Here is a 20950-nt window from a genome sequence, read left to right on the forward strand (position 1 = left end):
CTCAGGGCTCCTTGGTGCGGCGCACGAGGTCCGGGTCGCACACGCCTGGGCGTTCCTGCCAGTACCGGTCGCTCGTCAGGCGCCGCGCGACCATGAAGACCAGCCCCATGATCACGATGAAGATGCCGATGACGAGCGGCGGGGCGAGCCCGAGCCACGAGACGCCGCTGTAGGAGTTCGCCGGGTCGGACATGTGGATGACGGCCTCCACCAGCAGCCACAGCAGCAGCACGGCACCGACGAGCGGGCCCATTCCGATGAGGACGAGGTTGCCCACGCTCTCGGTCAGATGGCGGCGGTAGTAGACGGCGCAGGCGATGCCGGTGAGCGCGTAGTAGAACGCGATGAGCAGCGACAGGGCGGTGAGCGAGTCGAGGAGGGCGTTCTCGCTGATCCGGCTGACGACGAGGTACCAGACGGCGGCGACGATGGCGACGGCCCAGGTGCTCACGTGGGGTGTGTGGAAGCGGGGGTGGATGCGGGCGAAGACGGACGGCAGCGCGCCGCGGCGGGCCATGGACAGTCCGGTGCGCGACGCGGGGATGATCGTCGTCTGGGTCGAGGCGAGGGCGGACGTCGAGACCGCGAGGAGGACGAGCCAGTCCCAGCCGCCCATGACCTGCCGGGCGAGCGAGGCGAAGATGAACTCCTCCTCGGTCGCGTTCTTGGCGAGGTACGCGGGCCCGGCGAAGGCCACGACCGCGATGCAGACCGACAGGTACGTGCCGAGCAGGATGATCGTCGACCAGATGCCGGCCCTGCCCGGGGCGCTGGCGGAGTTCTTGACCTCTTCGGTGAGGTTGACCGCCGACTCCCAGCCCCAGTACATGAAGACGCCCAGCAGCAGGCCGGCGGTGAGCGCCCCGCCTCCGGCCCCGAACGGGTTCAGCCATCCGATCTCGGGTTCGACGGCGGGGAGTGAACTGGTACCGGCGTAGACGCGGTGGATCGCGACGACCGCGAAGGCGAGCAGGGACGCGATCTGCGCGAGGATGAGCACGTTCTGCACATGGGCGGACGCCTCGGTGCCGATGACGCAGATGGCGGTCATGACGAGGATGAGGAGGACGGTCAGCAGCGGGCGGACGACGTCGTTGGTGGCCCAGCTGTCGAGGCCGACGGTGAGGAGCCCGAAGCCGACGGCGACGTCGGCGAGTGAACCGACGACGAGCACACCGGTCATCATGATCGCCCAGCCGCCGATCCAGCCCGCCCAGGGGCCCATGGCGCGGGTGACCCAGGAGAAGGTCGTGCCGCAGTCCTGGTCGACCCGGTTGAGGTAGAAGAACGCCGATGCGATCAGCAGCATCGGCACGAACGAGGCGAGCACCACTCCGGGGGCGTAGACCCCGACGAGCGCCACGACCGATCCGATGACCGCGGCCAGGGAGTAGGCGGGCGAGGTCGAGTTGATGCCGATGACGAGCGCGTCGAGGAAGCCGATCGCGTTGTGCTTCAGTTCCCCCGGCCCTTCCCCGGTATGGGAGCTGGGTGGGGGCGGGCGGGTGTCCGTGACGTCATCGGCCATGTGTCCTCGCAGGTCAGGACGATGTGTCGGTTTTATGCGATTTTAGCGGGACACGCCGTGGGTGGCCTGCCGAGTTGATCTCGCGGTACCTGCGCCCTGACCCTGGAGTTCGTGGACGGCGGAGACCTCAGAGCTCGTAGACCGCGCCCGGGACGGCCAGCTCGGCCGGTCCTTCGTACACCTCACGGGCGTCCGCCAGATTCCGCTCGGCGTCCGTCCACGGCGGGATGTGCGTCAGTACGAGACGCCCCACACCGGCGCGGGCGGCGTGGGCGCCGGCCTCGCGGCCGTTGAGGTGGAGGTCCGGGATGTCTTCCTTGCCGTGGGTGAAGGCCGCCTCGCAGAGGAAGAGGTCGGTGCCCTCGGCGAGGTCCACCAGGGGGTCGCAGACACCCGTGTCACCTGAGTAGGTCAGGGAACGGCCGCCGTGCTCGACGCGGATGCCGAAGGTGTCGACGGGGTGCGCGACCTTCTCCGTGCGGACCGTGAACGGGCCGATCTGGAAGGTGCCCGGCTTGAGCGTGTGGAAGTCGAAGACCTCGCCCATCGACTTGTCGGAGGGGGTGTCCGCGTAGGCGGTGGTGAGGCGCTGTTCCGCGCCCTCCGGCGCGTACACCGGGATGGCGTCGGCGCGACCGCCGTCGTGGCGGTAGTAGCGGGCCACGAAGTAGCCGCACATGTCGATGCAGTGGTCCGCATGAAGATGACTGAGGAAGATGGCGTCCAGGTCGTACAGACCGATGTGGCGCTGCAGCTCGCCGAGGGCGCCGTTGCCCATGTCGAGGAGCAGCCGGAAGCCGTCGGCCTCTACGAGGTAGCTCGAGCAGGCCGATTCCGCGGACGGGAACGACCCCGAGCAGCCGACGACGGTGAGCTTCATGGAGCTTGAACCTCCGTGGACGGTCGTCCGGTGGACGGGGAACGTGGGTGGGGAACGGGGTTGGCCGAAGCGTGCGCCGGGGAGCTCGTGCGGTGCGTCGAGCGTAAGGCGCGAAAGGGTCGGGCGCTCCTTTGCGGGTACCCGTTGTGGGGGAACTCACCTGCCCTGTCACCGGATAGGACGAGGTGCGGGGGCGTGTGCCCGGCGCGCGCGGCTCGGGATGCGCGCCGGTACCGTCTGGGGTATGGACACGTCCTGGTGGCTCGCGCTCGGCGCGGTGGTGGTGGTCGCGCTGGTGGCCGCGGTGACGCGGGTACGGCCGGGCGGCCGGGTCGGGCCGCGCACGCGGCCGGGGAGGGCGCCGGGCAGACCGCCGGGAAGGCCCGCGGAGCGGGGTGCGCGGCCGGGGCCGGCGCGGCGGCCGCAGCCGGGCGAGATCTGGTGGGCGGACGTTCCCTACGAGGACGGCCCGGGCTCCAAGGACCGGCCCTGTCTCGTCCTGGCCGTGCACGGTGGCGCGGCGCGCGTCGCCAAGATCACCAGCCGTTACCACGACGAACGGCCGGGCGTGATTCCGCTGCCGCCGGGCACGGTGGGCGATGCGCAGGGGCGCGCGAGTTTCCTGGAGACGGACGAGTTGCGTGAGGTGCGCGTACGGGACTTCAGGCGGCGGGTCGGGGTGGTGGACCCGCTGCTGTGGGACCAGCTCCGGCACCTGTCTCCGTGACGGCGCCCCTTCCCCCGCCGTGACGGGTCCCGTCCCGTCCGGCCGCGAACCCACGCCCGCTCGCCCCGTCCCGGGCCGCGCCCGCGGGGGCGGACCGGGACGGGACCGGGCGAGTCAGGCCCAGAGCTGGCCGTGGAGGGTTTCGATGGCCGCCTCGGTGGTCGGGGCGGTGTAGACGCCCGTCGAGAGGTACTTCCAGCCTCCGTCGGCGACGACGAAGACGATGTCCGCCGGCTCCCCCGCCGTGACCGCCTTCTTGCCGACGCCGATCGCCGCGTGCAGCGCCGCGCCCGTCGAGACGCCCGCGAAGATGCCCTCCTGCTGGAGGAGCTCACGGGTGCGGGTGACCGCGTCGGCCGATCCGACCGAGAAGCGGGTGGTGAGTACGGAGGCGTCGTACAGCTCGGGAACGAAGCCCTCGTCGAGGTTCCTCAGCCCGTACACGAGGTCGTCGTAGCGCGGCTCCGCGGCGACGATCTTCACGTCCGGCTTGTGCTCGCGGAGGAAGCGGCCGACGCCCATGAGGGTGCCGGTCGTGCCGAGGCCCGCGACGAAGTGCGTGACGGACGGCAGGTCGGCGAGGATCTCGGGGCCGGTGGTGGCGTAGTGGGCGCCCGCGTTGTCCGGGTTGCCGTACTGGTACAGCATCACCCAGGACGGGTGCTCGGCGGCGAGTTCCTTGGCCACGCGCACCGCCGTGTTGGAGCCGCCCGCGGCCGGGGACGAGATGATCTCGGCGCCCCACATCGCGAGGAGCTGCCGACGCTCCTCGCTCGTGTTCTCCGGCATGACGCAGACGATGCGGTAGCCCTTGAGCTTGGCCGCCATCGCCAGTGAGATCCCGGTGTTGCCGCTGGTCGGCTCCAGGATCGTGCAGCCGGGCGTGAGGCGGCCGTCCTTCTCCGCCTGCTCGATCATGTGGAGCGCGGGGCGGTCCTTGACCGAGCCGGTCGGGTTGCGGTCCTCCAGCTTGGCCCAGATACGGACGTCCTCGGAGGGGGACAGCCGGGGCAGCCGGACGAGCGGCGTGTTGCCGACCGCGGCGAGCGGGGAGTCGTAGCGCATCGGGAGCCGGGCCGATCAGGCCATGCCGCCGGCCACGGCCGGCAGGATCGTGACGCTGTCACCGTCGGACAGCTTGGTGGAGATGCCGTCGAGGAAGCGGACGTCCTCGTCGTTCAGGTAGACGTTCACGAAGCGGCGCAGCTGGTCCCCGTCGACGATGCGGGCCTGGATTCCGGCGTGCCGGGTCTCGAGGTCGGCGAACAGCTCGGCGAGCGTGTCCCCGCTGCCTTCGACGGCCTTGGCGCCGTCGGTGTAGGTGCGGAGGATGGTCGGGATGCGGACCTCGATGGCCATGGCATGGGCTCCTGTCGGGAGAGACGTAGGGCGTTGCGTGAGGGGCGCGCGGCTCGGCCCCCGCGCAGGGGCTGGTGCGGGCTGGTGCGCTCGGGAGCCGTGGTCAGGCCGTACGGCGGTCCGCGCAGCACGTACAGATGGCGCTGGCGAGTCGGCACAGGTCGACGTGCAGCCGCGCCACGAGCAGCGGGGTGCCCGGCGTCTTCTCGCTCACGTCGTTCGAAACCATGCGGTCATCGTAACGATTCCCGGTGCGGCTCCCGGCATGTGATCTCGCATCGCGGACGGGATCTGTTCGACTGGCGGACGCCGGGCTCGTCGACACCCGCTCTCAGTACGCCTCGACGACCTTGACGTCCTCCTCGGTGACCTCGCCCTCGACGATCCGGAAGGACCGGAACTGGAACGGGCCGGCGTCGTCCGCGTCGGCCGTGGACACCAGGACGTAGTGGGCGCCGGGCTCGTTGGCGTAGGAGATGTCGGTGCGGGAGGGGTACGCCTCGGTCGCGGTGTGGGAGTGGTAGATGATCACCGGTTCCTCGTCGCGGTCGTCCATCTCCCGGTACAGCTTGAGCAGATCCGTCGAGTCGAACTCGTAGAACGTGGGCGAGCGCGCGGCGTTGAGCATGGGGATGAAGCGTTCGGGCCGGCCCTCGCCCACCGGTCCGGCGACCACGCCGCAGGCCTCGTCGGGGTGGTCCTCGCGGGCGTGGGCGACGATCCGGTCGTACAGGGCCTGGGTGATGGTCAGCATGATGACGAGAATAGGCGGACGGCGCGCGGATCTGAGATCCGGGGACCAATGAGTGAGATCACGCCGGATCGCCCTGCAGGTCGACCTAACGGTTGCCCCGCCGGTCGTACCGCCGGTCGTAGCGCCGCCCTTCCTACCGGTCGTCCTACCGGCCTTCCTGCCGGTCGTCCGGCCGGTCGGTCGGCCGGTCGGTCGCGGCGAGCAGCGCGTGCACGGTGGTCTCCATCGCACGGCGGGCGGCCTGCGTGTCCAGGCCGCTGCTGCGCCAGTGGTACCAGGCGCCCCATGTGGTCACCGCGTCCAGCCCGTTGAGCAGGTCGTTCCTGCGCTCCCCGGGCAGCCGGTCGAGTTCCACGGCGAAGACGTCGGCCAGCCGCCGGCGGGCGAAGTCCATCACGTGCCGGACGGCTTCCTCGACCCGCTCGGAGGGCCGCTCGATCCGCATCATCGTCCGCCGTGACGGAGTGACCCACTCCAGGACGCGGGCGCGCTGCTCGACGAGCGCCGCGACCCGCGCCTCCCGCGGTCCGTCCGTCGGCAGCGGCTGGATCTGTGCGGCCAGCTGGTCCAGGCGCCGGGCGATGGCGGTGTCCTGGAGCTGGGCCATGTCGGCGAAGTGGTGGAAGACCAGGCGCCGGGACACCCCGGCGCGCTCGGCGACGCGGTCGGCGGGGAACTGGGTCTCCCCCTCGTCCAGCAGGGAGAGCATCGCGTCGGCGATCTTCTCGCGGGTCTGCCGCCCGCGCTCGGTACGGCCGTCCGGCGCTCCGCCCCGGGCGCGTTCGGCCTGTGGGTGCGACTGCTTCACGGCGCCACCTCCCGTCCCTCGGTCCGTCCTGTGCGTTCATCGCGGCGTTGACATTGTTGCACTCCCGATGCAACTGTGCCGATTGCACGCCGAGTGCAATAACTTTCGCCGCACGAGAGGTCCGCTCATCCGATGCTCCTGTCCGTAGGGCGCTGGTGCGCCCGCAGACCCAAGCGGACCGTCGCCGCCTGGCTGCTGCTGCTCATCGCCCTGGGCGCCGCCTTGGGGGCCTTCGGGAAGATCACCACCGAGGCCGTGACCATCCCCGGCAGCGACAGCCAGGCCGCCCGCGACGCCGCCGAGGCCTTCGACGACGCGGCGTCCGGCCGCCAGCCCGTCGTCCTGTACGCACCGGCGGATGCCGAGCCACTCACCGCGGCCGGGCAGCGGAAGGCGGTGGAGGAGGCCGCCCGCGCCGTCGCGGAGGTGGATCACGTCGTGGCCGTCACCACGCCCTACGAGACGGCGGGCGGTGGCGGCCTCGGCGCGGACGGCAGCACCGGCCGGCTCACGGTCGAACTCGACGTCACCGGCTGGGACATCACCCCCGAAACCACCCGGAGCATCACGGACGCGGCAGCCCCGGCAACCAGGGCCGGGATCGAGGTGACCCCCGGCGGCGACCTCGCCGCCGCCGCGGACAAGGGCTCCACCGGCCACAGCGAGATCATCGGGCTCGCCGCCGCCTTCGTCATCCTCGCCGTGGGCTTCGGCAGCCTGGTCGCGGCCGGGGTCCCGCTGCTCACGGGAGTCGTCGGTCTGGCCGTCTCCCTGTGCGCGATCGGGCTGGCGGGCCATCTGATGGACATGCCGTCCTCGGGCACGACCATCGCGGCGATGATCGGCCTCGGCGTGGGCATCGACTACACGCTCTTCTGCCTGACCAGGTTCCGTGAACTCCGGGCGGGCGGCATGAGCCCCGAGGACGCCGCCGCGCGCACCACGGCAGGCTCCGGCAAGGCCGTCGTGTTCGCGGGCAGCGCGGTCATCGCCGCCCTCGCCGGGCTCGCGCTGGGCGGTCTGCCCCTGCTCCACGCGCTGGCGCTGGCCCCGGGCATCGCCGTGCTCGTCGCCATGGCGGCCACGCTCACACTGCTGCCCGCGGTGCTCTCGCTGCTCGGGCGGCGGCTCACGCCCAAGGTCCGCGCGACCGGGGCCACGAGCGAGGCGTCAACGACCGCCGCCCGGGCACGGCCGGCCGGCTGGGGCCGGATCGCCGCGTCCGTCGCCGCACGGCCGTGGCGCTTCCTGATCGCCGCGCTCGCGCTGATCGGCGTGCTCGCCGCCCCCGCCGCACAGTTGACGTTCGGTCAGCTCGACGCCGGCGACAAGGCCGCCGGGACGGCGAGCCGCATCGCGTACGACCGGCTCGCCGACGCCTTCGGTCCCGGCGCCAACGGCCCGCTGCAGGTCGTGTCCACGCTGCCCGCCCCGGTGTCCGGCCCCAAGGACGCCCTGGTCACGGACGTCACCGCCGCCCTGCGCGGCACCCCTGGCGTCGCGTCCGTCGGGCCCGCGCAGCTGTCCGCCGACGGCACTCATGCGCGCTGGCAGGTCACTCCCACCACCGCGCCCGCGGACCCGGCCACCACCGCGCTCGTACGCGAGCTGAGGAACGAGACGCTGCCCGAGGCGACCGCCGGCACCGGTCAGGTGACCCATGTGGGCGGGGCCACGGCCGCCCAGGCCGACCTGAACGACCGGCTGACCCGACGGATGCCGCTGGTCGTCGGCTTCGTCCTCGCCGTCGCCGCGCTGCTCCTGCTGGTGGCCTTCCGCTCCCTGGTCGTCGCGGTGACGGCCGCGCTGATGAACCTGGTCGCGGTCGCCGCCTCGTACGGTGTGCTGACCGCGGTCTTCCAGTGGGGCTGGGGCGCGACCCTCATCGGGCTCGAAGGGCCCGTGCAGATCCCCGGATACGTCCCGCTGCTGATGTTCGCCGTGCTGTTCGGTCTCTCCATGGACTACGAGGTCTTCCTGCTCAGCGCGGTCCGCGCGGCCTACCTGCGTGACGGGGACAACCGGCGGGCGGTGGTCGCCGGGCTGGCCGGAACGGGACGGATCATCACCTCCGCCGCGCTGATCATGGTCAGCGTCTTCCTCGGCTACCTGCTGTCCGACGACCCCGTGGTGAAGATGTTCGGCATCGGTCTGGCCACGGCCGTCGCGCTCGACGCCACCGTCGTGCGCGGCGTGCTCGTACCGTCCACGATGGTGCTGCTCGGCCGCGCCAACTGGTGGCTGCCCGCCCGGCTGGACCGGCTGCTGCCGCATCTGGCCATCGAGGACGACGGCCATGACGACGCGTCCCCGCCCGCCGCCCCGGCCGGTGGCACCGCCCTCACCGGCACCCGGGGGGCGTCATGATCCGGCGTCCTGCCGCCGGCCGTCGGAGGCTGCTGCGGGTCATGCTCGCCGCGGCCGCCGTACTCGCCGCGCTGCCCGTCGCCGACCGGATCGCCGCCGCGGTCGCCGAGGAGCGGATCGCCGAGCGGATCGCGGGACGGCAGAGCGCCCTGGTCGGCACCCCGCAGGTGAGCATCGACGCCTTCCCGTTCCTGCCGGCAGCCGCGGAGGGAACCCTTCCACGGGTGGCGGTACGGGCCGACGCCGTGACCCGGGAAGGGCGGACCGTGCAGGCGTCGCTGGAGCTGCGCGAGGTCTCCGAGCGGGCGGGCGCGTACACGGCCGCCACCGCCGAGGCGCGGTTCACCGCGCCCTTCGGCTCCTTCGGTGACGACCTGGGCGAGGGAGCCTCGTTCTCCGCGGACGAGGAGGGGCGCCTTCGCATCGACCGTGATGTCCTCGGCCTGCCGCTGACCGTCGTCGCCGAGGTGCGCCTGGCCGGGCGCACCGTCACCGTGGTGCCCGTCGCCGCCTCGTTCGCGGGCCGTCCGGTGGACCCGGCGGGGCCCCGTATCTCCGCGGCCTTCAGCGGCCGGGAGCGCACGGTGCCGGAGCTGCCCGGCGGGCTCACCCCCACCGGCGTCTCGGTCGGCGACGCCGGGGTAACGCTCCACGCCCGCGCGGACGGCGTGCGGTTCACCTGAGCCGTGTCCCGCGACCGGGGACGCACATCGGGCCATGCCGGGCGGGAGAGCCCGGCATGGCCCGATGACTGGTGCGAGGGGAGCGTGCCGCTACTTGGCGGCGTCCGCGTACTCGCGGGCGGGCTCGGCGGGGCCCTGCGGCTTCTTGGACTTCATGACGAACCAGCCGATGGCCAGCGCGACGGCCCAGCCGGCGCCGACGTACAGGCTCACGCGGGAGTCCGGGTCGTACGCGATCAGGCAGGTCACGAAGAGCAGGAACACCAGGGCGATCCAGCTGCAGACCGCGCCGCCGGGGGCCGGGAAGGAGGAGGCGGGCAGCCGGCCGGCCTCGACCGCGCGGCGGTAGCGGATGTGGCTGATGAGGATCATCATCCAGGTCCAGATACCGGCCGCGGTGGCCACCGAGGTGACGTAGCCGAACGCCTTCTCCGGGACGACGTAGTTGAGCAGCACGCCGATACCCATGAGGGCGACGGAGACGGTGATGCCGATGGCCGGGGTCTTGCTCGCGGCGAGCTTGCCCAGCGCCTTCGGAGCCTCGCCGTTGGAGGCCAGGTCGCGCAGCATACGGCCGGTGGAGTACATGCCGGAGTTGCAGGACGACAGGGCCGCGGTGAGGACGACGAAGTTGACGATGGCCGCACCGGCCGGGATGCCGATCTTGGCGAACGCGGCGACGAAGGGGCTCACGCCGGGCGCGAACTCCGTCCACTTGACCACGCAGAGGATGACCGTGAGGGCACCGACGTAGAAGAGGGCGATGCGCCAGGGCAGCGAGTTGATCGCCTTGGGCAGGGTCTTCTCGGGGTTCTCGGACTCGCCGGCGGTGACGCCGACCAGCTCGACGGCGAGGTAGGCGAACATCACGCCCTGCAGGGTCATCAGGCTGGAGCCGATGCCCTTGGGGAAGAAGCCGTCGAAGGCCCACAGGTTGGAGACCTGGGCGGTGTCACCCGCGGCGCTGAAGCCGAAGGTCAGCACGCCGAGACCGATGACGATCATGCCGATGAGCGCGGTCACCTTGACCATCGAGAACCAGAACTCGATCTCGCCGAACAGCTTCACCGAGATCAGGTTGGCGATGTAGAGGACGACCAGGAAGACCAGGGCCGTGACCCACTGCGGGACCGAGGGGAACCAGTAGTTGATGTAGATGGCGGCGGCGGTGAGTTCCGCCATGCCGGTCACGATCCACATCAGCCAGTACGTCCAGCCGGTGACATAGCCGAAGAACGGGCCGAGGAACTCCCGGGAGTACTCCGCGAAGGAGCCGGAGACCGGCCGGTAGAGGAGCAGCTCGCCGAGCGCTCGCATGATGAAGAAGATGATCACGCCCGCGAGGGCGTACATGAGAATGAGGCTGGGTCCGGCCTTCGCGATGTTCGCGCCGGCGCCCAGGAACAGACCTACGCCGATGGCGCCGCCGATGGCGATCATCTGGACCTGGCGGGGCCCGAGCCCACGCTCGTAGCCCTCACTCGAAATGCCCGCGGCCTCATTGCCGTCATGCTTGTCGACCCGCGCTGAGGTCATGGATGGTGCGCCTTTCTCCATGCTGACCCGCGCGCCGACTGCCTGCGGCTGCGGACCAGGTCCTGATCCCCCCGGATATGGATGGAGTGCCACCGGCGATCTGCCGGTCCGAGCGCCCCCGGGAACATGGGTGGCGTCCCCGGCAGGTCGTGAAGATCTATCACGCCCGCAACATTGATCCAGCCAGGGCGATGTGACGCACCGCACAGGAAGAACCGGACAATAACCCCTTGGCTCAGCAAAGCGGAGCGCCCGAGTGACGGGATCGTTATCCGGAATTGAGCGTCCGTTGAGCGAACACCACCGGGCGCGACGGTGTCGCTACGGGGTCAGCGTCTCGACGAGCGTCTCCTGGAGCGCGCCGAGCCAGAGGTACGCCATGACCATCGGCTTGCGCGGATCGGAGTCCGGCAGCCGGTAGAGGTCTCCGCCCTCGTCCTCGTCGGCGACCTCCAGCCGGGTGCCGATGGTCAGCCGCAGGTCGTTGAGCGCGCCGAGCCAGTGCAGCGAGTCGTCGGCGGTGAGCTTGAGGACGGCGCCGCCCTCCCCCGTCGCGGTCAGCGCGTCGAGGTTGCGGACGACCACGAGCGCGTCGTCGCGCTTGCGGGTGCGCAGGTCGTTCTCCGTGTAGCGGCGGAACTCGGCGGAGAACTCCCGGACTTCCTCGCTCTCGCCGTCCTCGGCCTCCGGGCCGCCGTACGCGTCGGGGAACAGACGCGCCAGCGCCGGGTCGGACGGCGGCTCGCTCGGGCCCTCGGCGAAGAGCGCGGCGAGCGGGTCCTCGCCCTGGGCCGGCTCGTCGCCGGGGCCGATGAGTTCCAGCAACTGGACGGTGAGCGAGCGCAGGATGGAGATCTCGACCTCGTCGAGCGCGACGGCCGCGCCGCCGCCCGGCAGCGCCTCGAAGTGTCCGGCCATCACTGACGTTCCTGGGAGAGCGTGGCCCACAGCCCGTAGCCGTGCATCGCCTGCACGTCACGTTCCATTTCCTCGCGACTGCCGCTGGAGACGATCGCGCGGCCCTTGTGGTGGACGTCCAGCATCAGTTTGTGGGCCTTGTCCTTGGGATAGCCGAAGTAGGCCTGGAAGACGTACGTGACGTAGCTCATCAGATTGACCGGATCGTTGTGGACGATCGTCACCCAGGGGACATCGGGCTCGGGTACGGCGAAGGTCTCCTCGGCCGACTGGGTCTCTTCGATCTCTAGGGGCACAGTCACTCCACCCATGCTGCCACCCGAGGGGCCCCGTCGCATAAACGACCCCGGCCGAATCGCCGACATCTCGTCACTCTGACGAGATGTGCGCTAGCATCGCTCGTATGGCAGCGATTCCCGGGGGGCAGCCCCCGGACCCCCGGCCGGCTCGGCCGGCGGCCGAGACGAGAGTTCGAGGTTGACCATGGTGAGCACTGCGGATCTGGGTCTTCCCGTGGAGGTGCCGTCGACCGCGCTCTTCACCGACCAGTACGAGTTCACGATGCTCCAGGCGGCGCTGAAGGCCGGTACGGCGGAGCGTCGCTCCGTCTTCGAGCTCTTCACCCGCCGGCTCCCCGAGGGCAGGCGCTACGGAGTCGCCGCCGGCATCGGGCGCGTCCTGGACGCCGTGGAGAACTTCCGCTTCGACGACGGCGTGCTCCGCTTCCTCAGGGACCGGCGAATCGTCGACGAGCCCACGCTGCGCTGGCTGTCCGACTACCGCTTCAGCGGCGACATCTGGGGCTACCCGGAGGGCGAGGTCTACTTCCCCGGCTCGCCGGTCCTCCGCGTCGAGGGCTCCTTCGCCGAGTGCGTGCTGCTGGAGACCGTGGTCCTGTCGATCCTCAACCACGACTCGGCGATCGCCGCCGCCGCCTCCCGCATGTCCTCCGCCGCCGGCGGACGCCGGCTCATCGAGATGGGCGCGCGGCGCACGCACGAGCTCGCCGCGGTCGCCTCCGCGCGCGCGGCGTACGTCGGGGGCTTCGACTCCACCTCCGTGCTCGCCGCCGGCTTCCGCTACGGCATCCCGACGGTCGGTACCAGCGCCCACGCGTTCACTCTTCTGCATGACACCGAGCGTGACGCCTTCCGGGCCCAGGTCTACTCGCTCGGACGCGGTACGACCCTGCTCGTCGACACCTACGACGTCGCCGAGGCCGTCCGTACGGCCGTCGAGGTGGCCGGGCCGGAGCTCGGCGCCGTGCGCATCGACTCCGGCGACCTGCTGCTGGTGGCCCACCGGGTGCGGCAGCAGCTGGACGAGCTGGGGGCGCACGACACGAAGATCGTCGTGACGTCCGACCTGGACGAGTACGCGATCGCCTCGCTCGCCGCGGCGCCCGTGGACGCGTACGGCGTCGGAACGCAGCTGGTCACCGGCAGCGGGCAGCCGACCTGCTCGATGGTCTACAAGCTGGTCGCGCGGGCCGGCTCCGCCGATGCGGGGGCGCCGCTGACCGCTGTGGCGAAGAAGTCCTCGGGCGGGAAACTGTCCGTGGGGGGCCGCAAGTGGGCCGCCCGCCGCCTCGACGGGCAGGGCGTCGCCGAGGCCGAGGTGCTCGGCACCGGACCGGTGCCCGACGAGCTCGCGGACCGGCAGCTGCTGGTGGAGCTGGTCAAGGGCGGCGAGGTCGTCGCCCGTGAGCCGCTGGACGCGGCGCGGGAACGGCACATCGCGGCGCGGTCGGGACTGCCGATGTCCGCGACGCAGCTGTCCCGTGGTGAGCCGGTGATCCCTACGGAGTACCGGATGTGACCCGGGTGAACACGAGGTGATCCGCGGGGCACCCGAGAGCCGACGGCAGCGTCGCCAACGGGCAAGGGCCCCCTCCCACAAGACGGTTGAAGTCTCTACCCTCAGAACGTCGCCCCCATACCGCCCCCCTCCCCGAAGGACACCCGCCATGCACCGCGCATTGATCGTCGTGGACGTTCAGAACGACTTCTGCGAGGGGGGCAGCCTCGCGGTGGCCGGGGGCGCGGACGTCGCCGCCGCCATCACCGACCTGATCGGCCAGGCCACGGCGGGGTACCGCCATGTCGTGGCCACCCGCGACCACCACATCGACCCGGGGGACCACTTCTCGGAGCACCCCGACTACGTGGCGACATGGCCCTCGCACTGCGTCGCCGGGACCGAGGGCGTCGGCTTCCACCCGAACTTCGCGCCGGCCGTCGCCTGCGGCGCGGTCGACGCGGTCTTCGAGAAGGGCGCCTACGCGGCCGCGTACAGCGGCTTCGAGGGCACCGACGAGAACGGCTCGGCGCTGGCGGAGTGGCTGCGCGCCCGCGACGTCACCGAGGTCGACGTCGTCGGCATCGCGACCGACCACTGCGTGCGGGCCACCGCGCTGGACGCGGCGCGCGAGGGCTTCCGCACCCATGTGCTGCTGGACCTCACCGCGGGCGTCGCCGAGGCGACGACGGACCGTGCTCTGGAGGAGCTGCGGGACGCGGGCGTGGAGCTGTCGGGGAAGCCGGTGGTGTGACGGGGGCTTCCCCCGCCCACGGCGCCGCGGCGCCCCGGCGCTGCCGCGGGGCCGTTACGCTCCGCCCGCCGGCCGCAGCAGGGCGCGTATGGGGTGCCAGAGCTCCTGGGTCAGGGGGTCGTGGGTGCGCCAGAGCAGGCCGTCGGGGTGGTGCAGGACCGCCGTGATCTCGTCCGGCGTCGGCGGCTCCGCGTTACCGCGCAGGTACACCGCGCGCAGCCCCAGATTCCGCAGCCGCGTCAGTGCGCGCGCACGGTTCGCCGCGTGCACCAGGATCCGCACCGTGCGTCCGTCGCCTGCCGGGTCGGGCAGGCCGATCGCGACCACGACACTGCCTCCTGGCAGCTTGCAGAAACCTCCGCCGGGCATGCCGCATCACTCCCCCGTGAGCTCGCTGTCAATAAGAACTTCGTCAGACGCACCTAAACACGATCGGCCGCCGCCCGCTAGAGGGCGACGGCCGATCATGCTTTGACCTGCGACGATGCTGCTTACTTCGTCGAGGGGCCGACCTTCACCGTGATCGTCTGGCCGTTCTTCGGCTCGTTGACGATTGCTATACGAGTGTTGGTGTCAGCAACCTTGACACCGGCGGTCGGGTTCTCCTCGAACCAGTAGACGCCCTTGCGGTCGTCGAAGACCGAGTTGCCCTTGTGGGAAGCGATCCGCTGCGCGACGTCCGCCTTGTGCAGCGTGAGCGCATCCGACCGGAAGGTGCTGAAGGTCGAGTCGAACGCCTGGATGCGGTTGCGCATCAGCGTGCCGTCGGCCCACTTCAGCGCCTTCGCGTTGGCGTCGATCGGAAGGATCAGACCCTGGCCCGGGTGGGCGCTGGTGTTGTTGTCCTTCTGGGAGGTGTCCCACTGCCAGATGAGCAGGCCGTTCTGGTACGGGTAGTGCTCGACCCAGCTGTCCTTCGGCGCCTTGAAGCCGAAGTTGTACGGCCCGACCTTGAGGGTCTGGTCGTACGAGACGTACTGGCGGTTCTCGGCCAGGTAGTACTGCTCGTACTCGTTGGTGAAGGACTCACCGATACGGGAGAAGCCCTTCGCGGTCCAGCCGTTGTCGTCACCCTCGGCGTTGTCCGAGAACACGGGGGCGCCATCGGCGTTGACGGTGATCGCGTCGGCCGTGAAGCCCTTGCCGCCCGCGCCGCCGTCGGTCTGGTAGCGGAAGCGGACGTCGACCTTCTTGCCGGCGTACGCGTCCAGCGAGTAGACGAGCTTCTTGTTCCCCTCCGAGGGACCGGTCAGCGCCGGGGCGTCGCTCGCGTCGCGGGGGATCGCCTTGCCGTCGGCCGTGCCGTCGACGGCGGTCCAGGTGGCGCCGCCGTCCGCCGACACCTCGGTGTAGAGGAAGTCGTAGTCGGCCTCGATGTCCCACCAGCCCGAGAGCTCCAGGGACGCCTTGGACTTGCCGGTGAGGTCCACGGAGCGGGTGAGGGTGTTCTTGAGGTCGTCACCCATGTCGCTCCACCACTGCTTGGAGCCCTCGGCGGGCTTCACGATGGTGGTGGTGACCTTCTTCTTCGGCAGCTCGACGACGAGGGCCTGCGGGTTCTTGGTGTTGTACTCGGCCACACCCAGCTTGTGGGTGGACTTCGTCCCCGCCTTGGCCTTGGTGTAGTTGAGCCAGCCGAGCTGCAGCTTGTCCCAGGCGTTCATGTCGCCCGGCAGGTCGCCGATGGAGTCCTTGCCGGTGCCGAGCCAGGAGCCCGACGACATCAGGGACCAGAAGCCGGTGGAGTTCTCGCCGCCGCCGGACGTGTCGTACAGGTCCGGCAGGCCCAGGTCGTGGCCGTACTCGTGGGCGAAGACACCGAGGCCGCCGTTCTCCGGCTGCATGGTGTAGTCGCCGACCCAGATGCCGGTGGTGCCGACCTGGGCGCCGCCGGCCTTGTTGTTCGCCGGGCCGGTCTTGCCGGCGTCGGTGCCGTACGCGTACCAGCGGTGGGCCCACAGGGCGTTCGGGCCCTCGGCGCCGCCGCCCGCGGACTCGTCCTCACCGGCGTGGACGATCTGGAAGTGGTCGATGTAGCCGTCGGCCTCGTTGAAGTTGCCGTCGGCGTCGAAGTCGTAGCGGTCCCACTGGTCGTACTGGGACAGCTCCGCCTTGATCTGCGCGTCGGTCTTGCCCTTGGCCTTCTGGTCGGCCGCCCAGGCGGTGACGCCGTCACGGACCGTGTCCCAGACGTTGCTGCAGTTGGACTGGCCGCAGTAGTTGGAGCCGTAGCGGGCTTCGTTCCAGTCGACCTTGACCCAGTCGGAGACCGTGCCCTCGACCGAGTAGCGGCCGGAGGAGGTGCGCTCGTAGTAGGTCTTCAGCGAGTGCTTGGGGTTCCCCTTCTTGTCCTTGCCCTCGCCGAAGTACAGGTCCTGGAAGTGCTGCTGGTTGTAGTCCTTCTGCCAGGCCGTGGAGTTGTCGACCTTGCGGTCCGGCTCCGCGATCTTGTTGTGCAGCGGACCGGGGGTGCCGCCGTACTTCTTGACGGGCGGCTTGGGGCCGTCGCCGTCGGGGTCGACCATCGTCGTGTCGTCGACCTTGTCGCCGAACTCCACCAGGATCGTGAAGATCTTGTCGGTCTTCTCCCGGCCCAGCTCGACGTACTTCTTGTTGTCCAGCTTCACCACGTTGGACCCGCCGCGCTTCTGCACGGTCGCGTCCCCGGATATGACCTGCTCCAGCGCCGCCTGGCGCTGCTGCTCCTGCTGCTTGCTGAACGGACCCTCGAGGTCGTGGTCCACATGGCCCTTCTCGGCCTTGTGGTGGTCCGCGCCGGGCGCCGGATCATGGCGCTCGACACTGACCGGGCCCGAGGGCTTGTTGTCGGCCTGGGCCGTGGTGAGGGCCGCGGCCGTCGCGCCGGTCGTGGCCAGGGCCACGATCACCGCGGACGCTCTGATCGCCCGTCGTCTGTTGGTCACTTGAAGGTGTCCTCCCCCGCGCACCGGCGTTCCGCGGACCAAAGGATGTGGGGTGATCCGCGCGCGGCAGCGCGTCACAAGTGACGACATTCGACCGGAGTTGGCGGAGAAAAGACAGACCTTGACTTGAACACAGCAACTGCACTATGCAGTAGTGCAGTTCCGGATATCGGACGCGGCACTCACGCGCGGCCCGGGAGGTCACAGGCGCCTCGGGCGAGCCTCCCAGGACCCCCGCCGGCCGGTCAACAGGCGCACCGGCCGGACCGGTTGGCGAGACGAGTGACTCCATGCGCCCCCAGTGCACCGGTACCGTGGGTTAGGTCACGCTTACTACCGGTTCCTCTCGGGCATCCACCGTCGTAAGGTCGCCGGAGAGTGCGACCCGTTGCGACACACCACCGACATCGATGCTCCGAGGGACGGAAACCGTCATGCCGCGTCCGACTGCCGCACAGCTCGCCTACGGTTCGGCCACCGTCGTCATCTCGACCGTCGCCATGCTTCTCCTCTCCCGCACGACGACGGGCATCGGCGTCGCGGTCATCGGGGTCGCCGCGCTCGCCCTGGGCCTGCTCGTCGCCGTGACCGTGCCCGTGCCCGCGAAGGCCGGGACGAGGGCGAGGGCGGCACGCACGGTCCAGGTGAACCGTACGGCCGCCCTCGCGGATCACGCCCTGCCCGGGGACACCCCCGCCAAATCCTCCGCCCGGCTGCCGGTCGCCCACGCGGGCGCCGAGGCCCGCGTCGGCCACCACTCACTGCGCCGCTGACACCACCACCGTCTTGGCCGCCTTGTCGTGCAGACCCTGCTTGTACGGCTTGTCCACCAGGATCATGATCGCCAGGATCAGCGGCCACAGGCACGGGCAGCAGATCAGCTGCGGCAGCCAGAGCACGCAGGCCCTCATGAGGGAAGCGCCGGTGTCCGGCGTGCTGCCGTCGTTGAGCATCGCCACGCGCATCTTCATCAGCTTCTTGCCGATGGTCCGGCCGGAGCTGCGCACCATCAGGGTGTCGTACCCGACGAAGGCCACGATCGAGATGAGCTGGAACACCCACTGAACGCCGCTGTTCGCACCCGTGAGGAATTCGTCGAAGTCACCGCCTCTGGTCCCCACCCGGTCGTAGATCCCGAACGGGATACCGATGAGCGCGAGCGGGATGGTGACGATCAGCCAGTCGATGAAGCGCGCGAGGAACCGCTTGGGGGTGTCCGCGAGGGGCGGCATCCCGTGGAGCGGATCGCTTCCCCCGTACGGATCGCCACCGTAGGCGTGCGCATCGTACGGCGGAGGCGGGGCACCGCCGCCGTACGGTGAGCCGTAGGGGGAGCCGGCCCCGGGCGGTGGCGCGCCGTACGGGCCCTCACCCGGCGGAGGCCCGCCGGGCGGTGGCTGCGCGCCCGGCGGTGGACCACCCGGCGGCATGGGCTCCTGAGGCCCCTGGGGCTCCTGGGGCCGCTTGCGGAACGGGTCGTCCTCGGGCGGCGGCGGTCCGGGCGGCTGATCGTTGCTCATGGGGGCCAGTGCACCCCGCCGGACCGGGCCCCGCAACGGCTCGCATGCCGTTCGGGGGACGACGGGACCCTCAGGGCCGACGGGACCTGAAGGACGGCGCGGACCGAGCGGACCGGCCGCCGGGAACCGGCGGGCCGGACGTCAGCCGGTGACGAACGTGTGCGCCACCTTGTCGTGCCAGCACTGCCGCCAAGGGCGGTCGAAGACGCACCACAGCACGTTCACGACGCCGATGAGCAGCACGCCGAGTACCCCGTGCACCAGCCAGCGGCGCAGCGCGCCACCGAACGACGGGGGCGCGTGCGATTCGATGTCCCGCACCTCCAGGCCCAGCAACTTCTTGCCGAGCGTACGGCCCCACTTGGCGGTCGGCAGTGCCTCGTAGAGCGTGCCGAGGACCAGGAGCGCGGCGAGGGCGATGCCGAACTGGGTGGCGGTCGTAGCGTCGAGGAGCCAGACGGTGACCGTCTCGCCGGACATCTTCGCCGCCTGGATCTTGCCGTCGATGTGCGTCAGTGCCTTGGAGACGAACGGGAAGGACACGGCGCCGACGAGGGCGCCCAGAACGACGGTGTCGATCAGCCGTGCCACGAGGCGCTTGCCGAGACCGGCCGGGCGGGCCGAGGCCTGCGCACGGGCGGCCAGCAGGAACGGGTCGTCGACCGGTGGCTTCCACGGAACGACCGGCGGCTCCTCGGCCTGCGCCTGCGCCAGCTGGTGCACCTGCTGGGCCCAGGACGCGGCCCCGCCGCCGACTCCGGCGGACAGGGGCTGCTGCCCGGCAGGCTGCTGCGTCTGCTGGTGCTGTTGCTCGTGCTGCGGCTGCTGCTGTTGTTGCTGTGCGGGGACCTGCGGCTGCGGTGCCTGCTGCGGCTGAGCCGTGGGCTGTGCCTGCTGCCCGCCAGGCTGCTGCGTCTGCGGGCGCGGCGTCATCGTACGGATCGTCATGGTGCCCTCGGCGGGCGGCGTAGCGCGCTGGGGGCGGACCGTGTCGCCGCCTTCGGAGCCGGTCCGCGGGGGCGCCTGCTCGTCCGCGGCTCCGCCGACGCTGCGGACACCGGGCAGGGCGCCACCGGTCGGGTCGCCGACACCGGCCGCCGGCCGTCCGGGCTCGCGGTCGAACCGGACGCCGGAAGGCGCCGCGCCCTCGGCCGCGCCGGCCGTGCGCGGGTCCCGCACCGCGGCGGCGGGCCGGTCCCAGGCCTGGCCGGGGACGGGGGCCGAGGCGTCCGCGCCGGTGCCCGGCGAGCCGCCCCCATAGGGGTCCTGGTCGGCCGAGCCCCAGGAGACACGGCGGTCGCGGTCGCCGCCGAAGCCGGTCTGGCGGGAGGCGTCGGCCTGCCAGGCGGTGGAAGGCTCGGGGCGGGCCCCGGCGGCCGGGTCCGGATCCTCGTCCAGGAAGACGGGGCCGGTCTCCTCGACCGAGGGGACGGCAGGGGCGGGCGGTGTGGCGGCCGGGGCCGCGGTCGCGGTGGCCGAGGGCGGTGACGACGGCATCGCCTCACCGTCCTTGGGCGCCGGACGGCTCGTACCCGGCACCCAGGCGGTTCCGTTCCAGTACCGGACGTATCCGGGGATGGACGGGTCGGGGTAGTAGCCGGGCGTGGGGCTGCCGTCGCCGGTTGCCGGGGTTGGGGCGCTCATCACCGTGGTCCCGTATCTCCTGGAGGGCATCGAGGTTGTCGAGGGCATCGACTGAAGGGTCCACATCTATCAGACCCTCGCACCGCCCTGGGCCCGTCCCGCCCTAAGGACCACTTTCCGGTACCGCTGTGCCCCACCACCACGGCCGTGTGCCGAGTCACTGAGAAGTTGTTGCCCGAAGTCGCGTAATGGACTGCGGGGATGGCGCTCTCTCCCTGCGTGGCCCGCTCCGGGGCCTCGTACCAGGAAAGGAAGTCGCACTCTCATGCACACCGTGGTGGAACGCGAGCTGGAGCTCAAGCTGGTCCTGTCGCCGGAGCGGAGCATCCCTGTGCCCGCGAGGCTCGGCTATCGCACGGAGGACCCGTACGCCGTGCACATCACCTTTCACATCGGTTCCGAGCATCCCGTGCACTGGACCTTCGCCCGCGAGCTTCTGGTCGAGGGGGTCTTCCGGCCGTGCGGGCACGGAGATGTCCGTATCTGGCCGACCAAGGTGGACCGGCGCAGCGTCATTCTGATAGCGCTGTCGTCGCCGGACGGCGAAGCCCTGCTGGAGGCGCCCTCCGCGCAGGTGTCCGCGTGGCTGGAGCGGACACTGCGGGTCGTGCCCCCGGGGTCCGAGCGGGAGCACCTCGGGATCGACGAGGAACTGGCCGAACTCCTCGCGCCGACGCCGGCGGACGATCTGTATCTGAGCGACCGGTGGCTCACGGACGATTCGACGGACGGTGAGGCGTAGGCGGGCGGG

Annotated in this window: 21 protein-coding genes; 7 read left to right on the plus strand and 14 right to left on the minus strand. The window is 71.0% G+C overall.

Translation table 11 applies throughout. The annotated features are described in order from the left end of the window. Window position 1: 1 nt before the first annotated feature. Together ACIQMR_RS22600 and ACIQMR_RS22605 are read right to left on the minus strand one after the other, a co-directional pair. Window positions 2-1528, minus strand: coding sequence for an APC family permease (locus ACIQMR_RS22600; RefSeq protein ID WP_401390038.1), 1527 nt, complete (start codon window positions 1526-1528; stop codon window positions 2-4). 127 nt (window positions 1529-1655) lie between these two features. Then, on the minus strand, window positions 1656-2408 hold the full coding sequence (locus ACIQMR_RS22605) for an MBL fold metallo-hydrolase (protein WP_401390041.1): 753 nt from the start codon (window positions 2406-2408) through the stop codon (window positions 1656-1658). Between the two features lie 244 nt (window positions 2409-2652). On the opposite strand from ACIQMR_RS22605, the gene ACIQMR_RS22610 reads away from it, so the two are divergent. Then, window positions 2653-3135, plus strand: coding sequence for a type II toxin-antitoxin system PemK/MazF family toxin (locus tag ACIQMR_RS22610; RefSeq protein WP_401390044.1), 483 nt, complete (start codon window positions 2653-2655; stop codon window positions 3133-3135). A 114-nt stretch (window positions 3136-3249) separates the two neighbouring features. Here the strand turns inward: ACIQMR_RS22610 and ACIQMR_RS22615 are convergent, their stop codons facing one another. The 5 genes from ACIQMR_RS22615 to ACIQMR_RS22635 form a co-directional block, all read right to left on the minus strand. Continuing rightward, a complete protein-coding gene (locus tag ACIQMR_RS22615; RefSeq protein WP_401390047.1) occupies window positions 3250-4200 on the minus strand; it encodes a PLP-dependent cysteine synthase family protein in 951 nt (316 codons plus the stop codon). 15 nt (window positions 4201-4215) lie between these two features. Continuing rightward, entirely contained in the window at window positions 4216-4494 is a 279-nt protein-coding gene (locus ACIQMR_RS22620) for a MoaD/ThiS family protein (protein WP_266373802.1), read from the minus strand. Window positions 4495-4597: 103 nt separating this feature from the next. Then, window positions 4598-4723 carry a putative leader peptide gene (locus ACIQMR_RS22625; protein ID WP_401390050.1) on the minus strand — a complete coding sequence of 42 codons (126 nt, stop codon included), beginning with the start codon at window positions 4721-4723 and terminating at the stop codon, window positions 4598-4600. 102 nt (window positions 4724-4825) lie between these two features. Beyond that, window positions 4826-5248, minus strand: coding sequence for a M67 family metallopeptidase (locus tag ACIQMR_RS22630; protein WP_266373801.1), 423 nt, complete (start codon window positions 5246-5248; stop codon window positions 4826-4828). 145 nt (window positions 5249-5393) lie between these two features. Then, window positions 5394-6056 (minus strand): TetR/AcrR family transcriptional regulator, encoded by a 663-nt coding sequence (locus tag ACIQMR_RS22635; protein ID WP_401390054.1) that lies wholly within the window; start codon window positions 6054-6056, stop codon window positions 5394-5396. Between the two features lie 132 nt (window positions 6057-6188). On the opposite strand from ACIQMR_RS22635, the gene ACIQMR_RS22640 reads away from it, so the two are divergent. Together ACIQMR_RS22640 and ACIQMR_RS22645 are read left to right on the plus strand one after the other, a co-directional pair. After that, window positions 6189-8423 (plus strand): MMPL family transporter, encoded by a 2235-nt coding sequence (locus tag ACIQMR_RS22640; protein ID WP_401390057.1) that lies wholly within the window; start codon window positions 6189-6191, stop codon window positions 8421-8423. Next, a complete protein-coding gene (locus ACIQMR_RS22645) occupies window positions 8420-9106 on the plus strand; it encodes a DUF2993 domain-containing protein (protein WP_401390060.1) in 687 nt (228 codons plus the stop codon). Before ACIQMR_RS22640 ends, ACIQMR_RS22645 begins: the two co-directional genes overlap by 4 nt. Before the next feature lie 90 nt (window positions 9107-9196). Here the strand turns inward: ACIQMR_RS22645 and ACIQMR_RS22650 are convergent, their stop codons facing one another. The 3 genes from ACIQMR_RS22650 to clpS all read right to left on the minus strand — a co-directional run bounded on the left by ACIQMR_RS22650 (window position 9197) and on the right by clpS (window position 11871). After that, window positions 9197-10642 carry an amino acid permease gene (locus ACIQMR_RS22650; RefSeq protein WP_401390063.1) on the minus strand — a complete coding sequence of 482 codons (1446 nt, stop codon included), beginning with the start codon at window positions 10640-10642 and terminating at the stop codon, window positions 9197-9199. Window positions 10643-10963: 321 nt separating this feature from the next. Then, a complete protein-coding gene (locus tag ACIQMR_RS22655) occupies window positions 10964-11560 on the minus strand; it encodes a DUF2017 domain-containing protein (protein WP_401390066.1) in 597 nt (198 codons plus the stop codon). Further along, on the minus strand, window positions 11560-11871 hold the full coding sequence (gene clpS, locus ACIQMR_RS22660) for an ATP-dependent Clp protease adapter ClpS (RefSeq protein WP_266373792.1): 312 nt from the start codon (window positions 11869-11871) through the stop codon (window positions 11560-11562). The genes ACIQMR_RS22655 and clpS overlap by 1 nt, the downstream gene beginning before the upstream one ends. Window positions 11872-12046: 175 nt before the next feature. On the opposite strand from clpS, the gene ACIQMR_RS22665 reads away from it, so the two are divergent. Next, on the plus strand, window positions 12047-13378 hold the full coding sequence (locus tag ACIQMR_RS22665; RefSeq protein WP_401390322.1) for a nicotinate phosphoribosyltransferase: 1332 nt from the start codon (window positions 12047-12049) through the stop codon (window positions 13376-13378). Window positions 13379-13526: 148 nt separating this feature from the next. Then, window positions 13527-14111 carry an isochorismatase family protein gene (locus tag ACIQMR_RS22670; protein WP_266373791.1) on the plus strand — a complete coding sequence of 195 codons (585 nt, stop codon included), beginning with the start codon at window positions 13527-13529 and terminating at the stop codon, window positions 14109-14111. Window positions 14112-14165: 54 nt separating this feature from the next. Here the strand turns inward: ACIQMR_RS22670 and ACIQMR_RS22675 are convergent, their stop codons facing one another. Further along, window positions 14166-14480, minus strand: a complete 315-nt coding sequence (locus tag ACIQMR_RS22675) for a hypothetical protein (RefSeq protein WP_266373790.1) — start codon at window positions 14478-14480, stop codon at window positions 14166-14168. Between the two features lie 122 nt (window positions 14481-14602). Further along, the gene (locus tag ACIQMR_RS22680) at window positions 14603-17035 is read right to left on the minus strand and encodes an immune inhibitor A domain-containing protein (protein WP_401390071.1); all 2433 of its coding nucleotides are present in this window, start codon (window positions 17033-17035) and stop codon (window positions 14603-14605) included. 434 nt (window positions 17036-17469) lie between these two features. On the opposite strand from ACIQMR_RS22680, the gene ACIQMR_RS22685 reads away from it, so the two are divergent. Continuing rightward, window positions 17470-17808 (plus strand): hypothetical protein, encoded by a 339-nt coding sequence (locus tag ACIQMR_RS22685; RefSeq protein ID WP_401390074.1) that lies wholly within the window; start codon window positions 17470-17472, stop codon window positions 17806-17808. On the opposite strand, the gene ACIQMR_RS22690 is transcribed toward ACIQMR_RS22685, so the two are convergent. Continuing rightward, entirely contained in the window at window positions 17794-18555 is a 762-nt protein-coding gene (locus ACIQMR_RS22690; RefSeq protein WP_401390077.1) for an RDD family protein, read from the minus strand. The two genes, ACIQMR_RS22685 and ACIQMR_RS22690, sit on opposite strands and share 15 nt — an antisense overlap. A 141-nt stretch (window positions 18556-18696) precedes the next feature. After that, on the minus strand, window positions 18697-20199 hold the full coding sequence (locus ACIQMR_RS22695) for an RDD family protein (protein WP_401390080.1): 1503 nt from the start codon (window positions 20197-20199) through the stop codon (window positions 18697-18699). 265 nt (window positions 20200-20464) lie between these two features. Here ACIQMR_RS22695 and ACIQMR_RS22700 point away from each other — a divergent pair, with 265 nt between their 5' ends. Further along, the gene (locus ACIQMR_RS22700; RefSeq protein ID WP_401390083.1) at window positions 20465-20941 is read left to right on the plus strand and encodes an SsgA family sporulation/cell division regulator; all 477 of its coding nucleotides are present in this window, start codon (window positions 20465-20467) and stop codon (window positions 20939-20941) included. Window positions 20942-20950 lie beyond the last annotated feature (9 nt).

The organism is Streptomyces sp. NPDC091376 (assembly GCF_044757085.1).
Classification (GTDB): Bacteria; Actinomycetota; Actinomycetes; order Streptomycetales; family Streptomycetaceae; genus Streptomyces; species Streptomyces pratisoli.

What these genes read in the sequence shown, in the direction of transcription:
- ACIQMR_RS22690 (WP_401390077.1), bottom strand. Translation starts at nt 18,555, where the DNA reads ATGAGCAACGATCAGCCGCCCGGACCGCCGCCGCCCGAGGACGACCCG.
- ACIQMR_RS22620 (WP_266373802.1), bottom strand. Translation starts at nt 4,494, where the DNA reads ATGGCCATCGAGGTCCGCATCCCGACCATCCTCCGCACCTACACCGAC.
- ACIQMR_RS22610 (WP_401390044.1), top strand. Translation starts at nt 2,653, where the DNA reads ATGGACACGTCCTGGTGGCTCGCGCTCGGCGCGGTGGTGGTGGTCGCG.
- ACIQMR_RS22670 (WP_266373791.1), top strand. Translation starts at nt 13,527, where the DNA reads ATGCACCGCGCATTGATCGTCGTGGACGTTCAGAACGACTTCTGCGAG.
- ACIQMR_RS22640 (WP_401390057.1), top strand. Translation starts at nt 6,189, where the DNA reads ATGCTCCTGTCCGTAGGGCGCTGGTGCGCCCGCAGACCCAAGCGGACC.
- ACIQMR_RS22605 (WP_401390041.1), bottom strand. Translation starts at nt 2,408, where the DNA reads ATGAAGCTCACCGTCGTCGGCTGCTCGGGGTCGTTCCCGTCCGCGGAA.
- ACIQMR_RS22625 (WP_401390050.1), bottom strand. Translation starts at nt 4,723, where the DNA reads ATGGTTTCGAACGACGTGAGCGAGAAGACGCCGGGCACCCCGCTGCTC.
- ACIQMR_RS22645 (WP_401390060.1), top strand. Translation starts at nt 8,420, where the DNA reads ATGATCCGGCGTCCTGCCGCCGGCCGTCGGAGGCTGCTGCGGGTCATG.
- ACIQMR_RS22630 (WP_266373801.1), bottom strand. Translation starts at nt 5,248, where the DNA reads ATGCTGACCATCACCCAGGCCCTGTACGACCGGATCGTCGCCCACGCC.
- ACIQMR_RS22655 (WP_401390066.1), bottom strand. Translation starts at nt 11,560, where the DNA reads ATGGCCGGACACTTCGAGGCGCTGCCGGGCGGCGGCGCGGCCGTCGCG.
- ACIQMR_RS22695 (WP_401390080.1), bottom strand. Translation starts at nt 20,199, where the DNA reads ATGAGCGCCCCAACCCCGGCAACCGGCGACGGCAGCCCCACGCCCGGC.
- ACIQMR_RS22700 (WP_401390083.1), top strand. Translation starts at nt 20,465, where the DNA reads ATGCACACCGTGGTGGAACGCGAGCTGGAGCTCAAGCTGGTCCTGTCG.
- ACIQMR_RS22615 (WP_401390047.1), bottom strand. Translation starts at nt 4,200, where the DNA reads ATGCGCTACGACTCCCCGCTCGCCGCGGTCGGCAACACGCCGCTCGTC.
- ACIQMR_RS22675 (WP_266373790.1), bottom strand. Translation starts at nt 14,480, where the DNA reads ATGCCCGGCGGAGGTTTCTGCAAGCTGCCAGGAGGCAGTGTCGTGGTC.
- ACIQMR_RS22600 (WP_401390038.1), bottom strand. Translation starts at nt 1,528, where the DNA reads ATGGCCGATGACGTCACGGACACCCGCCCGCCCCCACCCAGCTCCCAT.
- ACIQMR_RS22650 (WP_401390063.1), bottom strand. Translation starts at nt 10,642, where the DNA reads ATGACCTCAGCGCGGGTCGACAAGCATGACGGCAATGAGGCCGCGGGC.
- clpS (WP_266373792.1), bottom strand. Translation starts at nt 11,871, where the DNA reads ATGGGTGGAGTGACTGTGCCCCTAGAGATCGAAGAGACCCAGTCGGCC.
- ACIQMR_RS22685 (WP_401390074.1), top strand. Translation starts at nt 17,470, where the DNA reads ATGCCGCGTCCGACTGCCGCACAGCTCGCCTACGGTTCGGCCACCGTC.